Below are 18238 nucleotides of genomic sequence, written 5' to 3' on the forward strand. Positions count from 1 at the left end.
GGCGCTGGTAGTCCGTTTGCGTCGATGATGGGCAGCATCGTGCAGGGCTTCACAAGACGTCAACGAATCCAATGGAGCGATCATGACGAATTCCGAGTCAGCTTCAGGTAGTCCGCAGTCGCCGCACAATTCCCAGGCGTCCCAATCGCCGATGGCGGCGGCCGTGCCGCATCGGGCAGGAGACAAGCCGTTCTTCGATCCAGTCGCCTACGGCAACGGTCCCGACGACGCCGTGACCGACAGCACCGAGAACGCTGCGATCACAAAGCACACCACCACGATCGGCGGGCGCAAGATCAACTACACGGCGACGGCAGGTCATCTCGTGACGGTCGATTCGAGCAGTTCACTACCGAGTGCGAAGATGTTCTACGTGGCGTTCACGCAGGACAACCAGAAGGAAGAAACGCGCCCGGTCACGTTTTTCTATAATGGCGGCCCGGGGTCGTCTTCCGTGTTCGTGCTGCTGGGGTCGTTCGCGCCACGCCGCATCAAGACATCGATGCCGGGTTTCACACCGCCGGCGCCGTATGCGATGGAAGACAATCCTGACAGCATGCTCGACAAGAGCGACCTCGTTTTCATTAACCCGGTCGGCACGGGCTATTCGGCGGCCATCGCACCGCATAAGAACCGCGATTTCTGGGGCGTGGATCAGGACGCCGATTCGATCAAGCAGTTCATCAAGCGTTTTCTGACGAAGAACAGCCGCTGGAATTCGCCGAAGTTCCTGTTCGGCGAATCGTACGGCACCGCGCGCAGTTGTGTCCTCGCGTACCGTCTGCACGAAGACGGTGTCGATCTGAACGGCATCACGCTGCAGTCGTCGATTCTCGATTACACGCAGGCGGGTAATCCGGTTGGGGCGCTGCCCACCGCGGCCGCGGACGCGTGGTATCACCGCAAGCTCGGCGTCGCGCCAACGCCGACCGATCTCGGCGCATTCGCTGAAGAAGTCGCCCAGTTCGCGCGCACGGATTACCTGGCCGCGCTGCGCAAGTTCCCGACCACCGACAGCGCGACGGTCGAAAAGCTGAGCGAATACACGGGCATCGACAAGACAACCCTGCTCGCGTGGAGTCTTGATATCGCAGCTTACGACAGTCGGGGTAATTCTCTTTTCCTGACCACGTTGCTGAAATCGAAAGGACTTGCACTTGGGGAATATGACGGTCGCGTCACCGGGATCGAGACGGGCATCGCCGGCAAGATCGACCCGAACTCGGGCGGTAACGATCCCACGATGACAGCCGTCACCGGCGTGTACACGGCGATGTGGAATGTCTACCTGAACGAACAGTTGAAGTTCACGTCGAATTCCTCGTTCACCGATCTCAACGATCAGGCATTCGCCAACTGGGACTTCAGTCACATCGACCCGACCGGGGCGCAGAAAGGCATTGATTCGAAGCGCAATGTCATCCTGTACACGGCAGGCGATCTGGCTGCGGTGATGGCGCTTAATGTCGATCTGAAAGTGCTGTCGGCGAACGGTTTTTACGACTTTGTCACGCCGTTCTATCAGACCATCCTCGATCTGCAGGAAATGCCGCTCGTGAGCAATCAGGTTCGCCAGAACCTGTCGGCGCGCTTTTATCCGTCAGGGCACATGATTTACCTCGACGCCGGATCGCGTACGGCGCTCAAGGCCGATCTCGCGAAAATGTATGAATCGGCGGTCGCCAATGCGGGTGCGATGATGCGCATCCGGTCTCTACAGGCGCGCAACAAGAGCTGAGGATGGGGCACAAATAGAAACGGCGGGCTGACGCAAGCCGGCCCGCCGCCCCACTTGTTACTGCACACATGCGTCAAACCGCGATGCACGCGACAGTCTGGCAAGGGCTCGCCACCGCATAGCCGCGTGCAGCCCTTTTCCTCGCGTTCGCCCACCGCATGACGGCGGACGATGCCGACGTGTCGCATTCGATGCGCACGCCAGCCGCCCCGTAAAACAACCTGTACAACCTCGATAACCCGCCGGAATGCCTGTTTTATGGCAACCGGTCGCTACTACCCCCGTTTCTGCCCTGTGTGACGGACAATGAAAAGGACCATGAAAAAAATGGTATTGCCATTTTTTTGCCGTTCAATCAGGTACAGTTCACTAATAACGTCTTGCGGTCATGTCATGTGAGCAGGTCATGTCATGGCAAACTGTCGTGTCGCATTTGCAGCAGGTTCTGACTATCCTGACATCAGGACGAAATGCAAAGGGGAGATTTGAAATGATTATTCTTTATGTCTCGGTGGCGTTGCTCGGCGCGGCGATTATCCGTCATGCGGCTGCGAAGAACAGGCGCGAGCGCCTGCAGCCGGTTCGTGTGCGCAGTAGTGCGCGGCCCAACCGGTGATCATGGTTCGCCATGAATCTCACCGTCAGGAATATTCCGAAGTCGTGTACTGAGCAGGAAGTGCGTGACTTTCTCAAGAAAGAGTTAGGGCACTACGCGTCCGGGATCGAGGTGCACGAGGTGGGTACGCCCACTGCATACGCCGTCATCGAGCTGGACGCGAGCGTGCCGTACGTCGGTGAGGTCATCGCGCGGCAGGTTAATGCGCTCCATCTGAACGGCGTGGCACTCGAGGCCAGCTCCTCGCTATTTAGCGACGAACCGCCCCAGCGGTAACAGTGAAGCAGCGAGCGGGTCCGTCGTGCTCTCCAGCTATTCGTTCACCGGCCAGTCGAATGGCGTATAGGGCAGCGCCCGCTTGTGTCGCGTCGCGTGATAGAAACGAAAAACGGTCTCGTACACTGCGTCGCTGACCGGCTTGCCCTCCAGAAAATCGTCGATATGCTCGTAGGTGATGCCATACGCATCTTCGTCGGGGCGTAGTGGACGCAGCGTCTCCAGATCGGCCGTAGGTGTCTTCGACGCCATGGCTTCCGTGGCGCCCAGCGCACGCACCAGTTCGCGTACCCGGCGTTTGTTCAGTCCCGCCAGCGGCAATACGTCAGCACCCCCATCGCCGAATTTCGTAAAGAACCCCATCACGGATTCAGCCGCATGATCGGTGCCGATCACAACGCCGGCCCGCGCGCCGGCCACCGCGTACTGCGCGATCATCCGCTGACGCGCCTTGATGTTGCCGAGAATGAAGTCCCGATGCGCGTCGTCGCTGAACGGCGTGCCGCTTGCGACAACGGCGGCGAGCATGGCATCGGCGGCCGGCTTGATGTCGACGGTCAGATTTTCGTCGGCGCGGATGAACGCGAGCGATTGCTGGGCGTCCTTTTCGTCGTGTTGTGTGCCGTAAGGCAGGCGCATCGCAACGAAGCGCGCATCGTGTCCGCCAGCACGCAGACGTTCGACGGCGAGTTGCGCGAGCCGTCCCGCAGTCGTCGAATCGACGCCGCCGCTAATGCCGAGCACGTAGGTCTTCAATGCGCTGTCGTGTAGATAGCGCGCGAGAAACGCGACCCTTCTTTCAATTTCCTGCACCGCATCGAATCGCTGGGCGACATGCATTTCTTCGATGATGCGCCGTTGAAGCAGGGCAGAATCTGTCTGAGTCATCGGTTTTCCTTCGGCGTATTTGACGGTTTTCGTCTTGCGAGTATCGCGCATTGATTGGGCCTGTCACGATGCGATCGCTAAAATCCCATTCGCCGGCCGGCATTCGATGTCCGATCGTCACGATGAGCAATCCTGGTAATATGTTTCGGGCCTGTCGCGTGCGGGTTGATGAAGTTGAACAATTCAATAACGGGCTTGCTCGAAGAGACGAGATGAACATCGACACATGTCGTGATCAGGCCGACGAAAAAAATGGAATAACAGGCACGGTCGCCGGGTTTTCTGGCGTTCGGCAATTCAACCGGTGTCATCGCTGGATGGGCCGCGCGGCCGTGGCTTCGGTGTGTGCATTGTCGTGCGCGCTCGCGTTTGCCGCCAGTCCCGCATCGACCGTGACGGCGGCGCCGGCGAGCGGCGCGGCATCGATGGTCCCGCCGATGCCGCCGTTGCTTCCGGCAACCCCTGCCGCGCCGGCAAGCGCATCGCAGCCCGCGTCGGCGCCGGTTGCTGCGCCCGATGCGGGCCGCGTGGCCGATCCGCGCCGGGCACTGCTGATGCGCAATACGTTCGCACGCGAAGTCACACGTCGCCTGAAGGTACCGGCGGTGGATCAGGCGGCGTACGGCGTGCGTCTGCAGGCGGCGCTGGCGGCAAAAGATCTCGGCGGATTGGCGGGTGAATATGTGGTGCTGGTGGATCGCAACGCTAAGGTGCAGGCGCTCTTCATTTATTTCCGCGCGACGCCGGCCGACAACTGGCAGATGATCGGCGCATCGCCGGTCGCGACGGGCCGGCCGGGCGAATTCGACCATTTCATCACGCCGCTCGGTGTTTTCGAGCATACGCCCGACAACATGGATTTTCGTGCCGAAGGCACGATGAACCAGAACGGCATTCGCGGCTACGGCAAGCGTGATATGCGCATCTTCGATCTGGGCTGGGCCGAAGGCGAGCGCGGCTGGGGGAAAGGCGGCGTGTCGCAGATGCGCTTCCAGATGCATGCAACCGATCCTGACCGGCTCGAACCGTTGCTCGGTATCCGTCACTCGAAGGGATGCGTGCGCATTCCCGCGTCGCTGAATGTGTTTCTCGATCATCACGGCATTCTCGACGCCGAATACGAAGCGCTCGTCGCGTCCGGCCAGTCGCTCTGGGTGCTGCACCCGGACCGGCAGGCAACGCCGTGGGCCGGACGTTACATCGTCGTGGTCGATTCAGGGCGCAAGACGCGGCCCGCGTGGTCTCCGGCGCCCGGCAGCAAGGCTCACGCGAAAATGCCGGCCGGCGGCGACAACGCGGACTAGGGCACCATGAGGCACCACGCAACTGGGTCCGGAAACGGTCAATGCAATCCGCGTACCCGGGTGGCGACGGGCAGATCAGGTGTGCGTCGACAACTGGGTTTATCGTCGCGACGCCGTTCCGACGCATCGTGATCGCGCAACCCAACCCAACCCAACGCAACATCACGTGAAGCAACGCGTGATGGTCAGGCCCGCACGAGCCAGACGCCCGCGAGCGCAAGCACGAAACCGGCGATCTGCACGGGCAGCAGCATTTCCCCGAAGTCGATATAGCCTTCGAGGGCGGCAAGTGGCGGCGCGAGAAACAGGAGCGCCGTCGCGCGTGACGCGTCGCCGCGACGGACCATCCAGACAAGCAGCGTCACGCTGACGCCCGAAAGCATCACGATGCCCCACGCAAGCGATGCCCACAGCGATGTCGAGGAAATCCAGCGGTGCTCGCCGAGCGCGAGCGCCAGCACTGCGGCGACGGCGGCCGCGCCCAGATTCTGCACGGCGCTCGCGCTGCGTAGATCGGCCTTCGCGAGCGACGTCTTCTGAAACAGCGTGCCCGCCGTGATCGAAACGACAGCAAGAATCGAAATGACGATGACAAGCCACGGCGGTGCACTCCCGTGCGGCACGGGCGCGGCGGCAGCGAGCTTCGGCTCCAGTACGAGCGCGACGCCGGTCAGGCCAAGTACCATGCCGCTCCAGCCGCGCGGGGACAGGCGTTCGCCAAGGAGCGGCGCGGCGACGGCGGCGGTCAGCAGCGGCTGGAGCGCGCCGAGTAGCGCCATCACACCCGCGCTCATCCCCTGTGCGACGGCCCAGTAACCCGCACCGAGATACACGCCCTGCAACAACGCACCGGCGAGCAGATGCTTGCCCAGATCGCGGCCGCGTGGCCACGCGGCGCGCGTCGCGAGCGCCACGAGCGTGAACAGCACGGCGGTTCCGCCAAAGCGCGCCAGCAAAAAGAGATTCGGATCGGCAAACGGCGTGATCGCGCGGGCGACCACAAAGCCCGTCGACCACAGCACGACGAACAGCACAGCATTGATGGCTACGAACATGGAACGGCGAACGGCTCGCGACGAACGAAAACGGCAGTGTGATCCACCGTGGACGGTGCGTCTTGTTCGAACCTGCACTGCGGCGCGTAAGCTGGGCGACGGGCGCGCGAAGTCCGGCCGGCGTTACTGCGCGAGCAGAATCGCGCCTGCGCCCAGCACGGCGCCGCTCACGGCGCACGCCCAGAGCAGCGCGCGGGTGCGCCTGATTTCGCGGCCCAGTTCGCGCGTCAGTTCGGCATCGCGCTGTGAGCGTGTCTGGTCGTGCTGATGCTGGAGGTAGAGCACGGCCAGCTGCGGCATGCGCGGCACGATATGCGCGAGGTGCGGCAATTCCTGCGAAATGCGCCTGATCCAGCCGTGATGGCCGAGATCGCGTCGCGCGATGCCCGCGAGCGTGCGTCGCGCGATGTTCCATGTATCGACGCCGGGGTGCAGCGCGCGCGCCAATGCCTCGGCCTGCTCGAACGAGCGCTGCGCATTCGCGAGGCGCGTGGACACGGCGCCCCCGAATGGCTGCACCGCATGCAGGAGATGATGGAACAGTGCGCCGGCTGAACGCGCTTCGGGTTCATCCGCGAAATGGGCTTCCGCGCGGGTGCGCAGTTCCGCTTCGAGCACCTCGGTGCGTGTGCTGGACGGCACGTGACCGGCATTACGGTGCAGGTCGGCGAGGTGACCGTATTGCTGCCCGAAAAGCGCGCTTGCGCCATGAACGAAAAAGTGGCGCTCCTGCGAGGAGAGGCTCGACATGATCGCGAAATCCGCCAGCACGAGGCGTCCGCATGTATCGGGTTCGATACTCACCCGCACGCGTTCGGCGTCGAGCGCCGCGTGAAAGAAGCCATGCTCGAACGTCTGCTCGCTGACTACTTCGATGATATGCGCGGCGAGCGTCGCGAGCTTGATGTGATGTGCGTGCAGTCCAATGACGTTCGCGACCGACAGGGTGTCGATCCGCTGCGCGACGAGCGTGGTGGGCGTACACAGGTCCCAGATCACGGCTGGTACGGCGATCCGCGTGTCGCGATCGAAGTGATGACCGGTCTGGCTGAGATTGGCCGCTTCGGCGCGCAGGTCGAAGCGACGCAGCAACTCCTGCGTGAACGATCCGGAGAGCGAGCGCAGTTGCAGCCGGCGCGCGGTGCCCGAAAACTTCTCGAGCCAGCGCGCGACCCAGCGCAGGAGCGCGGCCTCGTCGCTGATCTGCTCGACTTCCGCCTCGCGCAGCAGCTTGATCGACACGTTGCAGTGACCGTCGACGGGCGCGATCAGACGTGCGATATGCGTCTGTTCGGCAAAGCCGTTGCGTGCAGGCACGAGATCGACGGATGCGAACAGCGTGGTGAGCGGGCGTTCGAAGGCCGCCTCCAGTGCGCGTTCGACCGCTTGCGGCGGTAGCGGCGCCTGCATGTGGTCGACGGCGTCGATCACGTCGTGCAGCGTGCCACCCGCGAGCTCCGGATGTTCGACGAGCGCGGCGGCGAACGCGCTGGCGAGCGGGCCGAGTTGCGGCAGCGCGCCATGAAGGCTTGCGCGCGCCTTGTCCGATCCATGCAGACGGCTTACAAGTGTCGCGGCCCAGCGCAGCTTGTGGTGTTCCGGCGCCGCGAGCCAGATAAGCCGCGCGCCGTAGCGCAAAGCGTGAAACAGCAGCAGGAGTCGGCGAAACAGTGGGCGCATCGGTAGTTCGTGTGACGGAGCGCGCATCGACGATGCGTGACGGGAGCGCACAGGGTAGCAGGGAAGCACATGGGGCGGAGCGTTCCCGCGGATCGCGTAATACAATACGCCGGCCTTCCGAACTCACGTGTGCCGTCAGCCCGGCGCCCCCAGAGATGCTCGCAGAACAACGTCATCAATACATCCTGTCGCAGGTCGCCAGAAACGGCGCGTTGTCGGTCGCTGAACTCGTTCGCGAGCTGAACGTTTCGCGCGAGACGATCCGGCGCGATCTGAATACGCTGGCCGGCCGCGGCCTGATCGTGACAACTCACGGCGGCGCGCTGTCGAGCGACCGTCGCGAGCCCGATCTCGATACGCGTGAAGCAGCGAACGCCAGCGCCAAGCGCGCGATCGGCGAACGCGCCGCGCAGTTCATTCCCGACGGCGCATCGGTCATCATCGATTCGGGCAGCACGACGCAGGCCGTCGCGCGCGCGCTGACCGACCGGCACCGGCTCACCGTCTACACCAACGACTGGCGCATCGCGCTGCTGCTCGGCAGACGCAACGACAATCGCGTGACGCTGCTCGGCGGCGAGCTGTCGGATCTGGAAGACGCCACGTTCGGCCTCGATACGATCCATCAGCTGGCCCAATACCACGCGGATTTCGCGCTGATCGGCGCGGGCGGTATTTCAGCCGATGCGTGGCTCACCGATTACTCGCGCATGGCCGCCGAAGTGCGCAGCCGGATGATCGCGGCAGCCGGAATGGTGATCGTCGTCGCGGACAACTCGAAGTTCGGCCGTGTCACGCCCGTGCGGATCAATGGTTTCGAGTCGGCCCGCTATCTCGTGACCGAGCTGGCGCCGGACCGCGCGCTGGCGAAAGCGATCGCGACGCGCGGCCCGGAAATCCTGATCGCCTGAGGCACCCGCATTTCCACGGCCTTCCCCTGCATTCCGCCGCCGCGTCTGCCGTCAGCGCATGCGCACGCCCAGTTTTTTGAGCGAGCGGTCGATCGCAGCCACCGCGCTGTGCAGTTCGTTCGCATCGATAGCACCGATGCAGCCCACGCGGAACGTTTCCACCTGCGTGAGCTTGCCCGGATACAGGATATAACCGGCATCTCGCACGGCCGCGTAAAAGTCCACAAAACGCCACGCCGGGTCTTTCGGCGCGTGGAACGTGACGATCACCGGCGCCTGCACGTCGGCCGCGAGGAACGGCTCGAAGCCGAGCGCTTTCATCGCGTCGATCAACGTTCGGCAGTTCTGCTGGTAACGCGCTCCGCGCGCCGGCTGGCCACCTTCGGCGATAAAGCGGTCGAGCGCATTGCGCAACGCGGCGATGACGTGCGTCGGCGGCGTGAAACGCCACTGCGTGGTCTTCTGCATGTACGCGTACTGGTCGTGCAGATCGAGTGCGAGCGACGGCGACTGGCCTTCGCTCGCCAGCAGCACGCTGCGCTTCACGATCACGAAGCCCATGCCCGGCACGCCTTCGAGGCACTTTCCGCTCGCCGATACCAGCGCGTCGATGCCGCCTTTGCGCAGATCGATCGGCAGCGCGCCAAACGAACTCATTGCGTCGACGATCAGGCTTTTGCCATGACGCTGACACAGCGTGGCGATGTCATCGAGAGGATTCAGGAGGCCCGCGCTCGTTTCCAGATGCACCTGGGCGACGTGCGTGATGCGCGCGTCGCTGTTGAACGCATCCTCGATCGCGGCGGCGCTCGCCGGCTCGTCGTCGCGCAGCGCAAGCTCCACGTACGCGATACCCATGCGCTGCAGGATCTTGATGATCCGCGTGCAGTACGCGCCGTTGTTCGGCACGAGCACGCAACCGTTACGCGGCACCAGCGTGCCGATGGCGGCTTCCACGGAGAATGTGCCGCTGCCCTGCATCGGCACGCACACGTAGTCATTTTCGCCATGTACGATTTCGAGCAGGTCGGCGCAGACGGTTTGCGTCATCTGGTTAAAGGCGACGTCCCACGATCCCCAGTCACGCAACATCGCCTGGCGGGTTTCGGGCGAGGTCGAAAGCGGCCCCGGCGTCAGCAGGATTGGATCGTTTCCGAGAATCACACAACCTCCGTAGTCAGATGAAATGCGCACTTTGCGTGCGCGAGCAATATGCATATTATTGGCGAATTGTGTCATTTTTTGGAATTCGTGAAAATAGTCATGCCGCTGTCACGGAAACCTGTGATTCTTGCCGTGCCCGGTCAGGCAAGGCATGGGGTTACGGAACAATCCGCCGGCCGGACGTCTCGCTGGAAATGAATCAGTAAGGTTGTCAGCAATCTGCAATCTGGCTGTGGCAATGCAAAAAAAAACGGGCACGGCGTACGCGCCGTTTCAATCACAACAGGTATGGGGTTTTCCCGACCGTCTGGTTTTTGCCTTTCGGAGAGCGACATGACAGAGAAGAATCACCTTCACACGACGGCCGGCATCGTCCGCAAACTGCTTCCGGCACTCGTGGCCGCGGCGGCATTCGGCGGCGCGGCCTTGCCGGCACACGCGGCTGACGCGGTGGTGCTGTACACCGCCGACGGCCTTGAGAACCTCTACAAGGACGTGCTGCCCGCGTTTGAGAAGAAAGAAGGCGTGAAGGTCAACATCGTCACCGCGGGTAGCGGCGAAGTGGTGAACCGCGCGACGATCGAAAAGGATGCGCCGAAGGCCGACGTGCTCGTCACGCTGCCGCCGTTCATCCAGCAGGCGGGCCAGGCGGGCCTCCTGCAGAATTACGAAAGCGTGAACTACAAGAACGTGCCGGCGATCGCGAAGGCGTCGGATGGCGCGTGGGCGACGTTCGTGAACAACTATTTCACGTTCGCGATCAACCCGGAAGTCACGAAGACCCAGCCGAAGACGTTCGCCGACCTGCTGCATCCGGATTACGCCGGCAAGGTGGCGTATTCGAACCCGGCAACGGCGGGCGACGGCATGGCCGTGATCATTCTCACGACCGCGCTGATGGGCGAAGACAAGGCGTTCGACTACCTGAAGAAGCTCGAGCAGAGCGCGAAGTTCCACACGAAGGGCACGGGTTACCTCGACGTGCTGCTCTCGCGTAACGAAATCGCGCTCGCGAACGGCGACCTGCAGATGGACCTCGACGACGCGGCCAACGGCGGCCTGTCGCTCAAGCCGATTTTCCTCGCGCACGAAGGCGGCCAGCCGACGACGTTCCAGCTGCCGTATGCCATTGGTTTGATCAAGAACGGCCCGAACCAGGCGGAAGGCAAGAAGCTGATCGACTACCTGATGTCGAAGGAAGTGCAGTCGAAGGTGCCGGATATTTTCGGTATCCCGGGTCGTACGGACGTTGCGCTGACCGGCAAGAACGGCGAAATCGTGAAGAAGGCGACGGCAGGCGTGAAGGTGATCCCGGTGGACTGGAATCAGGTGATGGCGAAGAAGGCTGACTGGACGGCACGCTGGAAGAATGACGTGATCGGTTCGTCGGGCAAGCAGCTCGAAGTCGTCAAACCGAAGTAACGCGCGATCGTTCCCTGTACTAGCACTATCCATGTTGGAGGATGAAACCGGTGAATACGGCCAGTCTTGCTCATCCAGGCGCGCTTGGCGCCGAACCGGACGCGCTCGGCGATGCGCGTTCGGGCACGCCGGGCGGCGTGCAGATCGATCATCTGACGGTGCGCTTCGGTTCGCGCACGGTACTCGATGATCTGTCGCTGACGATCCAGCGCGGTGAATTACTGACCGTGCTGGGCCGCAGCGGTTGCGGCAAGACGACGCTGCTGCGCTTTATCGCCGGTTTCATCGAAGCCGACGGACTGGCGGGCACGCTGACGGTCGCGGGTCGCGACCTGACGCATGTCTCGCCGCATCGTCGCAATCTGGGCCTGCTGTTCCAGAGCTACGCGCTGTTTCCGCATCTTTCCGTGTACGAGAACGTCGCGTTCGGGCTGAAGGCGCGCCGCACGCCCGCGAAGGATATCGCGCGACGCGTCGCGGATGTGCTGAAGCTCGTGCAGCTGGGCGACGCCGGGCACGTGATGCCCGCGCAGCTGTCGGGCGGCATGCAGCAGCGCGTCGCACTGGCGCGCGCGCTCGTGATCGAGCCCGACGTACTTCTGCTCGACGAACCGCTATCCGCGCTCGACGCCAATCTGCGCGCGTCGGTGCGCTCTGAACTCAAGGCGCTGCATGAGCGCCTGCCGAACCTGACGATCGTCTGCGTGACACACGATCAGGACGACGCGCTCGTGCTGTCCGACCGGACGCTCCTGATGCGCGACGGCCGTATCGCGCAGCTCGGCACGCCGCAACAGCTGTATGACGCGCCGAACGACGCGTTTGTCGCGCGTTATCTGGGCGCGGCGAACCTGATGCCGCCGCAGGTCGCGTTCGCGATGGGCGATGCCCGCTACAACGAACGTGAACGCGTGGCGTGCCTGCGCCCGGAGAGCATGCGCATCGTGCCGCTGGGCGAAGGGCAGTTGCACGGCACGATCGCTTCCGTGGAGTGGTACGGCGCGGTGCTGTCGGTATCGGTCACGCTCGACGCCATGCCGAACGATCCCGTTCTCGTCCAGATGCAACGCAGCCACGGCATGATGCCGGAGAAGGGCGAGCGCATTTCCCTGCACTATGAGGCTGACGATGTCGTCCTTATCCAGCCCTGAAGCGCTCGCCGACGCACATCGCGCGGCCAGCGGCGCGGCGCACCGGGCGGCGGTGCGCCGCCGCGAGCGCGCGGCGCAATGGCATCTGCTGTTTCTCCTCGTCGTCGTACTTGGACCGCTGGTGATTTATCCGCTCGTGCGGCTCGTGTTGCTGAGCCTCTCCGGCCCGCACGGGTTCGGTGTTCACGCGTACGCGCAGTTCTTCCAGAATCCGGAGACGAGCGGCGTCGTCGGCACGACGTTGTGGATCCTGTTCGCGAGCGCCGGGCTCGCGTCGCTGCTGGGCGTCGCGCTGGCGTCGCTGCTGTTCTTCAAGCCGTTTCCCGGCGCGCGGATGGTGACGCGGTTCCTCGAACTGTTCGTGGCGTTTCCATCGTTTCTCGTCGCGTTCACGCTGATCTTTCTGTACGGCTCGCAGGGCTCGGTCAGTATCGGGCTGCAACGGCTTTTTCATCTGGAGAACCCGCCGCTCGACTTTCTGTTCGGCATTGGCGGCGTGATTCTCGCTGAAGTGGTGTTTTACGCGCCGTTCGTCGTGCGTCCGACACTCGCTTCGTTCGCCACGCTCGACATGCGTCTGATCGAAGCGGCGCGCAGCCTCGGCGCGCACGGCTGGATGGTCGCGTTTCGCGTGATCCTGCCGCTCGCGTGGCCGGGCATCGCGGCCGGCACGATTCTCTGTTTCCTGCTGACGCTCAACGAGTTCGGCATTCTGCTCGTGCTTGGCAGCGCGCATCTGATCACGCTGCCGGTGGCGATCTACAGTTCGGCGACGGTCGACCTCGATCTGCCCACCGCGGCGGCGGGCGCCGTCGTCATGCTGGCGATGTCGCTGTCGCTTTACGCGCTGTATCGCCAGGTCAACCGACGCAAGGCAGGAGGCGCAGGCCATGGACGCTGAACTCGACCCGGTTCCGCTGCCGGCAATCCATCATCGCGCACGGCCGGTGAAGCGCAACATACTGGTGCGTTTCGCGGGCTCCGTGCTGCTCGGTCTCGCTGCGCTGCTGTGTTTCTGGCTGTTCGTGTTGCCTGTGGTCGTGGTCGCGCTCTCGAGCGTCGCGGCGCACTGGTCGGGCACGATCCTGCCCGATGGTTTCAGCATGCGCTGGTTCGAACGCCTTGGTTCCAGCGATTTCGATGCGCTCACCACGAGCCTCGAAATCGGCTTCGGCGTTGCCGTGCTCGGCACCGCGCTTGGCTTGTGGCTTGCGCTGGCGCTCGAAGGACGCGATCGCCGCGGGCTTGGCGTGCTCGTCGATACGATCGCGATGATGCCCAACGGCGTGCCCAGCGTCGTGCTCGGTCTGGCCGTGCTGATCGCGTATCACAAGGCGCCCGTCGACCTGTCGAGTTCGGCTGCGATCGTCGTGTTCGTGCAGCTCGCGCTCGTCTTGCCGTTCTGCTATCGCTGCGCAAGCGCCGCGTTGCGCCCCGAATTGACCATCCTGCGCGAAGCGGCGGCCAGTCTCGGTGCGCCGCCTGCGATGGTGTTGCGTCGCGTGGTGCTGCCGCAGCTCGTACCGGCGATCCGCGCGAGTCTCGCGCTCGGCTTTGCGTTATCGCTCGGTGAACTGGGCGCGACGCTGACTGTTTATCCGCCGGGTTTTGCAACCGTGCCGATCGTCGTCGTTGGACAGGTCGAGCGTGGTTATTACCTGCCGGCTTCCGCACTTTCGCTGATTCTTCTGCTCGTCTCGCTCGCTGCGCTGCTGCTGATTGCCGCTCGCGTACCACGCCGTCGCGTGGACTGACCGGCCGCCGTTCAAAAATTTTCCCGCGATGTGCCCTCGTTGGCGCATCGCGCATATCGATGTGGCAAAATATGTCGAAATGACCGAAAATATGCAAACTGTTGCCGTCGATGCAATTGACGTGGTGCGCAGGCATTCGCTGACAACCCTGGTGCGCGATGCGATCGAGCGCCAGATCGCCGACGGCAACCTCGCGCCTGGCGACAAGCTCAACGAAGCCGGTTGGGCCGCGCGGTTGCAGGTATCGCGCGGGCCGGTGCGGGAAGCGTTTCGCGCGCTGGAGCAGGCCGGGCTCGTGCGTACCGAGAAAAACCGTGGCGTGTTCGTGCGTACCGTGACGCTCGCTGAGGCCGACGAGATTTACGCCGTGCGCGCGGTGCTGGAAGAAGCGGCGTGCCGGATGCTGGCGGCGCGTCTCGACGGAATACAGCTCGCGAAGCTGCGCGGCTGGGTGGAGAGCATGCAGGACGCGCTCGCCGTGCAGGATAAGGACGCGTACACGCGCGCCAACGTCGCGTTTCACGACACGATCGTGGTCGCGACGGGCAACGGCAAGCTGTACGAGACCTACCGGCGGCTGGTTGGCGAACTGAATCTTTTCCGTCGTGCGGCGCTTGTCGCGCATGACGATGCGATGGAGCGCTCGCTGGACGAGCACCGCGCGATCCTCGCGGCGCTTGCCGCGCGCGATGCGGAACACGCGGCGGCGCTGATGCGCGCGCACGTGAACGGTGGCCGGCAGCGTGCGCATGAAGCTTGTGAACCGGCTGGAGCGCGGTCGATGCGGTCTGCGGTAGCGGCCGTTCCAGTCTCGACTGATGAAGAACGCGCGTGATCGACGCGAATGGATGAAGACGATGTCAAACCAGACTCAACGCAGTTTCGAAGCCAATGGCCGCCAGTACGCCTTTCCGTCCACGCCGGTTGTTGTCGTGTGCGTCGATGGTTGCGAATACGACTATCTGGAAGCCGCGGTCGCGGCCGGCGTCGCGCCGTTCCTCGGCAAGATGTTGAAGGGCGGTGCGGCCTTCAAGGGCGACTGCGTGATTCCATCCTTTACCAACCCGAATAACCTGTCGATCGTGTGTGGCGTGCCGCCTTCGGTGCATGGTATTTGCGGCAACTACTTCTGGGATCCGGACGCGAACGGCGGCAAGGGCGCCGAAGTCATGATGAACGACCCCGCGTATCTGCGTGCCGGCACGCTGCTCGCCGCGGCGTCGGAAGTGGACGCGAAAGTGGCGGTCGTGACGGCGAAAGACAAGCTGCGCCGTCTGCTTGGCTGGCAGATGAAAGGCATCTGCTTTTCCGCCGAAAAGGCCGACAGCGTGACGCGCGAGGAAAACGGCATCGACAACGTACTCGATCTGGTCGGCCTGCCGGTGCCGGACGTCTACAGCGCCGGACTGTCGGAATTCGTGTTCGCGGCGGGCGTGCGGCTCGCTGAAACCCGCAAGCTCGACCTGATGTATCTGTCGACCACCGATTACGTGCAGCACAAGTCCGCGCCGGGCACCGAAGGCGCAAATGCGTTCTACGCGATGATGGACGGCTACCTCGCCCAGCTTGACGCACTTGGCTGGGTGGTCGCGCTGACCGCCGACCACGGCATGAACGCAAAGCACGATCCGGAGACGGGCGAGCCCAATGTGATTTATCTGCAGGATGTGCTGGACGACTGGCTCGGCGCGCGGACCGCGCGCGTGATTCTGCCGATCACCGATCCCTACGTGGTTCACCACGGCGCGCTCGGTTCGTTCGCGACGGTTTATCTGCCGCGTGACGTCAGCGCCGCACAGGTCATCGAACGCATTGGCGGTCTGCCGGGCGTCGAGGTCGTGCTCGACAACAAGGCCGCATGCGAGCGTTTCGAATTGCCGAACGACCGCGTGGGCGACATCGTCGTGGTCAGCACGCGCAACGTCGTGCTGGGCACGCGCCGCGAGCAGCACGATCTTTCGGGTCTGACGGTGCCGCTGCGCTCGCACGGCGGTTTGTCCGAGCAGACCGTGCCGCTGCTTTTCAATCGCCCGATTGAGCGTTCCGCGACGCAAGGCCGGCGCCTGCGTAATTTCGACATCTTCGATCTTGCGCTCAACCATGTGGTGAAATCATGAATGCGCTCACACATAAGGATCACCCCGCGTTTCGTGCAGAAGCGCTGCGTCTGAGGGGCGAGCGCGCGATGCGCGATCGCACGCTCGATGTATTCGATCCTTATACGGGGCTGCGTGTGGGTACCGTGCCGCTTGCAAGTGTCGACGATGTGCGCGGCGCATTCGAATACGCAGCCGCGTATCAGTCGACGCTCACGCGCTACGAACGCTCGCACATTCTTGAGCGCGCTGCCGCACTGCTGCGGGAACGCACTGAAGAAGCGTCGGATCTGATTTCGCGCGAATCCGGCTTGTCGAAGCAGGATTCGCGTTACGAGATCGGACGCGTTGCGGACGTGCTGAAGTTTGCGTCGATCGAAGCGTTGCGCGACGACGGCCAGAGTTTTTCGTGCGATCTCACGCCGCATGGCAAGAAGCGTCGCGTGTTTACGCAGCGCGAGCCGCTCGCGGGGGTGATCGTCGCGATCACGCCATTCAACCATCCGATGAATCAGGTTGCGCACAAGGTGGCGCCGGCGATCGCGACCAACAACTGCGTGTTGCTGAAGCCGTCGGAGAAAGTGCCGCTGTCTGCGTACTATTTCGCGGACATCCTGTACGAAGCCGGTTTGCCCGCGCCGATGCTGCAGGTCGTGACGGGCGATCCGCGCGAAATCGCCGACGAGCTTGTGACGAATCCGCGCGCGGAACTCGTGTCGTTCACGGGCGGCGTGGCAATCGGCAAACACATCGCGGCGAGAGCGGGCTACCGGCGCGTCGTGCTGGAACTGGGCGGCAACGATCCGCTGATTGTGCTCGAGGACGCCGACCTCGAACGCGCGGCCACGCTGGCGGTGCAGGGCTCGTACAAGAACTCCGGGCAACGTTGCACGGCGGTCAAACGCATGCTCGTGCAGAAGAGCGTCGCGGCGCGTTTCACCGAGCTCGTGGTGGAGAAGACACGCGCCTGGGCCTACGGCGATCCGTTCGACACGGCAAGCCAGATGGGTACCGTCATCGACGAAGCTGCTGCGATGTTCTTCGAATCGCGCGTGAACGAAGCGGTCGCGCAGGGCGCGCGGCTGCTCGTGGGCAACCAGCGTCGCGGTGCGCTGTATTCGCCGACGGTTCTCGATCAGGTCGACCCTTCGATGGCGCTCGTGCGCGAGGAAACGTTCGGTCCGGTGTCGCCGGTCATCACCTTCGATACGCTCGACGACGCGATCCGGATCAGCAACGGCACGGCGTTCGGATTGTCATCGGGCGTCTGCACGAACCGTCAGGACGCGATTATCCGTTTCGTCAACGAACTGCGTGTTGGCACGGTGAACGTATGGGAAGTGCCGGGCTACCGGTCGGAACTGACGCCGTTTGGCGGTATCAAGGATTCAGGCCTTGGCTACAAGGAAGGCGTACAGGAAGCGATGAAGAGCTTCACGAACCTCAAGACGTTTTCGTTACCGTGGGAGTAAGAGCGTGGCATTAAGTCTGGACGACATCCGTACGTTGTTCGAGCAGTACGGCGAACTCGCCTATAGCGGCGAGCCGGTCACGCAGCTCGAACACGCATTGCAGAGTGGCGCGCTCGCGGAAGAAGCAGGTGCGAGCGATGCACTGATCGCCGCGGCTTTCCTGCACGATCTCGGACACCTGCTGAACCAGCAGGGCGAGACGCCGACGGTGCGCGGCATCGACGACCTGCATCAATATTTCGCGTTACCGTTCCTGCGGCCAGTGCTGCCTGAGGCGGTACTCGAACCGATCCGTCTGCATGTGGACGCCAAGCGCTGCCTTTGCGCGATCGATGAGACGTACTTCGGGCAGCTCTCGGCCGATTCTGTGCGAAGCCTCGAATTGCAGGGGGGTATCTATAGCAGCGAAGAAGCTCAGATCTTCCTGGCCAGACCCTGGGCGGAAGATGCACTGCGCCTGCGCAAATGGGACGATCGCGCGAAAGAAGCGAATCGCGACACACCTTCCGTCGATCACTTTCTGCGGATCGTCGGACGGCTGATGGAAAAGCCGGCCATCGTCTGATCGACGACATCTCTGGTTAGCGGAAACCACCCCTCTGTTCACCTCAATCGCCGTGTTCAGGCGTCGCCTTGATGTTCTCAAAAATAACGCTTGCCAGGCATGGAGGAGGTGGCTAGAATCTCGATCTTTCGCGCTTTCGGCAAGGG

Annotated in this window: 17 protein-coding genes; 13 read left to right on the top strand and 4 right to left on the bottom strand. The window is 63.2% G+C overall.

All coding sequences use genetic code 11. The annotated features are described in order from the left end of the window. Positions 1-82: 82 nt before the first annotated feature. The 3 genes from LPA37_RS25230 to LPA37_RS25240 all read left to right on the top strand — a co-directional run bounded on the left by LPA37_RS25230 (position 83) and on the right by LPA37_RS25240 (position 2630). Positions 83-1738, top strand: coding sequence for a S10 family peptidase (locus tag LPA37_RS25230; RefSeq protein ID WP_229014009.1), 1656 nt, complete (start codon positions 83-85; stop codon positions 1736-1738). Positions 1739-2144: 406 nt separating this feature from the next. Continuing rightward, the gene (locus LPA37_RS25235) at positions 2145-2354 is read left to right on the top strand and encodes a hypothetical protein (protein WP_229014010.1); all 210 of its coding nucleotides are present in this window, start codon (positions 2145-2147) and stop codon (positions 2352-2354) included. Positions 2355-2366: 12 nt separating this feature from the next. After that, entirely contained in the window at positions 2367-2630 is a 264-nt protein-coding gene (locus LPA37_RS25240; protein ID WP_228983447.1) for an RNA-binding protein, read from the top strand. A 36-nt stretch (positions 2631-2666) separates the two neighbouring features. Here the strand turns inward: LPA37_RS25240 and nadE are convergent, their stop codons facing one another. Then, positions 2667-3518, bottom strand: a complete 852-nt coding sequence (gene nadE / locus LPA37_RS25245; RefSeq protein WP_228983448.1) for an ammonia-dependent NAD(+) synthetase — start codon at positions 3516-3518, stop codon at positions 2667-2669. Between the two features lie 317 nt (positions 3519-3835). Here nadE and LPA37_RS25250 point away from each other — a divergent pair, with 317 nt between their 5' ends. Beyond that, the gene (locus LPA37_RS25250; protein ID WP_229014015.1) at positions 3836-4822 is read left to right on the top strand and encodes a L,D-transpeptidase; all 987 of its coding nucleotides are present in this window, start codon (positions 3836-3838) and stop codon (positions 4820-4822) included. Positions 4823-5007: 185 nt separating this feature from the next. Here LPA37_RS25250 and LPA37_RS25255 read toward each other — a convergent pair whose 3' ends face one another. Beyond that, entirely contained in the window at positions 5008-5877 is an 870-nt protein-coding gene (locus LPA37_RS25255; protein ID WP_229014011.1) for a DMT family transporter, read from the bottom strand. Between the two features lie 123 nt (positions 5878-6000). Then, positions 6001-7557 carry an ABC1 kinase family protein gene (locus LPA37_RS25260; RefSeq protein WP_229014012.1) on the bottom strand — a complete coding sequence of 519 codons (1557 nt, stop codon included), beginning with the start codon at positions 7555-7557 and terminating at the stop codon, positions 6001-6003. Between the two features lie 155 nt (positions 7558-7712). Here LPA37_RS25260 and LPA37_RS25265 point away from each other — a divergent pair, with 155 nt between their 5' ends. Next, positions 7713-8468, top strand: coding sequence for a DeoR/GlpR family DNA-binding transcription regulator (locus LPA37_RS25265; RefSeq protein ID WP_228983451.1), 756 nt, complete (start codon positions 7713-7715; stop codon positions 8466-8468). 51 nt (positions 8469-8519) lie between these two features. On the opposite strand, the gene LPA37_RS25270 is transcribed toward LPA37_RS25265, so the two are convergent. Beyond that, on the bottom strand, positions 8520-9686 hold the full coding sequence (locus tag LPA37_RS25270; protein WP_407672620.1) for a 2-aminoethylphosphonate--pyruvate transaminase: 1167 nt from the start codon (positions 9684-9686) through the stop codon (positions 8520-8522). Positions 9687-9965: 279 nt separating this feature from the next. Between LPA37_RS25270 and phnS the strand changes: the two genes are divergently transcribed. The 8 genes from phnS to LPA37_RS25310 all read left to right on the top strand — a co-directional run bounded on the left by phnS (position 9966) and on the right by LPA37_RS25310 (position 18092). Further along, positions 9966-11054: a 2-aminoethylphosphonate ABC transporter substrate-binding protein gene (gene phnS / locus LPA37_RS25275; RefSeq protein WP_228983452.1), complete on the top strand. Its 1089-nt coding sequence runs from the start codon at positions 9966-9968 to the stop codon at positions 11052-11054. 50 nt (positions 11055-11104) lie between these two features. After that, positions 11105-12205: a 2-aminoethylphosphonate ABC transport system ATP-binding subunit PhnT gene (gene phnT / locus LPA37_RS25280; RefSeq protein WP_228983455.1), complete on the top strand. Its 1101-nt coding sequence runs from the start codon at positions 11105-11107 to the stop codon at positions 12203-12205. After that, positions 12183-13106: a 2-aminoethylphosphonate ABC transporter permease subunit gene (locus tag LPA37_RS25285; RefSeq protein WP_228983458.1), complete on the top strand. Its 924-nt coding sequence runs from the start codon at positions 12183-12185 to the stop codon at positions 13104-13106. Before phnT ends, LPA37_RS25285 begins: the two co-directional genes overlap by 23 nt. After that, positions 13096-13959 (top strand): 2-aminoethylphosphonate ABC transport system, membrane component PhnV, encoded by an 864-nt coding sequence (gene phnV / locus LPA37_RS25290; protein ID WP_228983460.1) that lies wholly within the window; start codon positions 13096-13098, stop codon positions 13957-13959. The genes LPA37_RS25285 and phnV overlap by 11 nt, the downstream gene beginning before the upstream one ends. Before the next feature lie 79 nt (positions 13960-14038). Then, entirely contained in the window at positions 14039-14794 is a 756-nt protein-coding gene (locus LPA37_RS25295; protein WP_228983462.1) for a phosphonate utilization associated transcriptional regulator, read from the top strand. Positions 14795-14816: 22 nt separating this feature from the next. Beyond that, positions 14817-16076 (top strand): phosphonoacetate hydrolase, encoded by a 1260-nt coding sequence (phnA, locus tag LPA37_RS25300; protein WP_228983464.1) that lies wholly within the window; start codon positions 14817-14819, stop codon positions 16074-16076. Continuing rightward, entirely contained in the window at positions 16073-17527 is a 1455-nt protein-coding gene (gene phnY, locus LPA37_RS25305) for a phosphonoacetaldehyde dehydrogenase (RefSeq protein WP_229014013.1), read from the top strand. The genes phnA and phnY overlap by 4 nt, the downstream gene beginning before the upstream one ends. A gap of 4 nt (positions 17528-17531) precedes the next feature. Further along, positions 17532-18092 carry a phosphonate degradation HD-domain oxygenase gene (locus LPA37_RS25310; RefSeq protein ID WP_228983470.1) on the top strand — a complete coding sequence of 187 codons (561 nt, stop codon included), beginning with the start codon at positions 17532-17534 and terminating at the stop codon, positions 18090-18092. The last annotated feature ends 146 nt before the right edge of the window (positions 18093-18238 follow it).

Source organism: Paraburkholderia gardini, assembly GCF_907164545.1.
GTDB classification, from domain to species: Bacteria; Pseudomonadota; Gammaproteobacteria; order Burkholderiales; family Burkholderiaceae; genus Paraburkholderia; species Paraburkholderia gardini.

Bases quoted from the DNA above. Each gene is read 5' to 3' on its own strand.
- LPA37_RS25230 (WP_229014009.1), top strand. From the start codon at position 83: ATGACGAATTCCGAGTCAGCTTCAGGTAGTCCGCAGTCGCCGCACAAT.
- LPA37_RS25235 (WP_229014010.1), top strand. From the start codon at position 2,145: ATGTCATGGCAAACTGTCGTGTCGCATTTGCAGCAGGTTCTGACTATC.
- LPA37_RS25240 (WP_228983447.1), top strand. From the start codon at position 2,367: ATGAATCTCACCGTCAGGAATATTCCGAAGTCGTGTACTGAGCAGGAA.
- nadE (WP_228983448.1), bottom strand. From the start codon at position 3,518: ATGACTCAGACAGATTCTGCCCTGCTTCAACGGCGCATCATCGAAGAA.
- LPA37_RS25250 (WP_229014015.1), top strand. From the start codon at position 3,836: ATGGGCCGCGCGGCCGTGGCTTCGGTGTGTGCATTGTCGTGCGCGCTC.
- LPA37_RS25255 (WP_229014011.1), bottom strand. From the start codon at position 5,877: ATGTTCGTAGCCATCAATGCTGTGCTGTTCGTCGTGCTGTGGTCGACG.
- LPA37_RS25260 (WP_229014012.1), bottom strand. From the start codon at position 7,557: ATGCGCCCACTGTTTCGCCGACTCCTGCTGCTGTTTCACGCTTTGCGC.
- LPA37_RS25265 (WP_228983451.1), top strand. From the start codon at position 7,713: ATGCTCGCAGAACAACGTCATCAATACATCCTGTCGCAGGTCGCCAGA.
- LPA37_RS25270 (WP_407672620.1), bottom strand. From the start codon at position 9,686: ATGCATATTGCTCGCGCACGCAAAGTGCGCATTTCATCTGACTACGGA.
- phnS (WP_228983452.1), top strand. From the start codon at position 9,966: ATGACAGAGAAGAATCACCTTCACACGACGGCCGGCATCGTCCGCAAA.
- LPA37_RS25285 (WP_228983458.1), top strand. From the start codon at position 12,183: ATGTCGTCCTTATCCAGCCCTGAAGCGCTCGCCGACGCACATCGCGCG.
- phnV (WP_228983460.1), top strand. From the start codon at position 13,096: ATGGACGCTGAACTCGACCCGGTTCCGCTGCCGGCAATCCATCATCGC.
- LPA37_RS25295 (WP_228983462.1), top strand. From the start codon at position 14,039: ATGACCGAAAATATGCAAACTGTTGCCGTCGATGCAATTGACGTGGTG.
- phnA (WP_228983464.1), top strand. From the start codon at position 14,817: ATGTCAAACCAGACTCAACGCAGTTTCGAAGCCAATGGCCGCCAGTAC.
- phnY (WP_229014013.1), top strand. From the start codon at position 16,073: ATGAATGCGCTCACACATAAGGATCACCCCGCGTTTCGTGCAGAAGCG.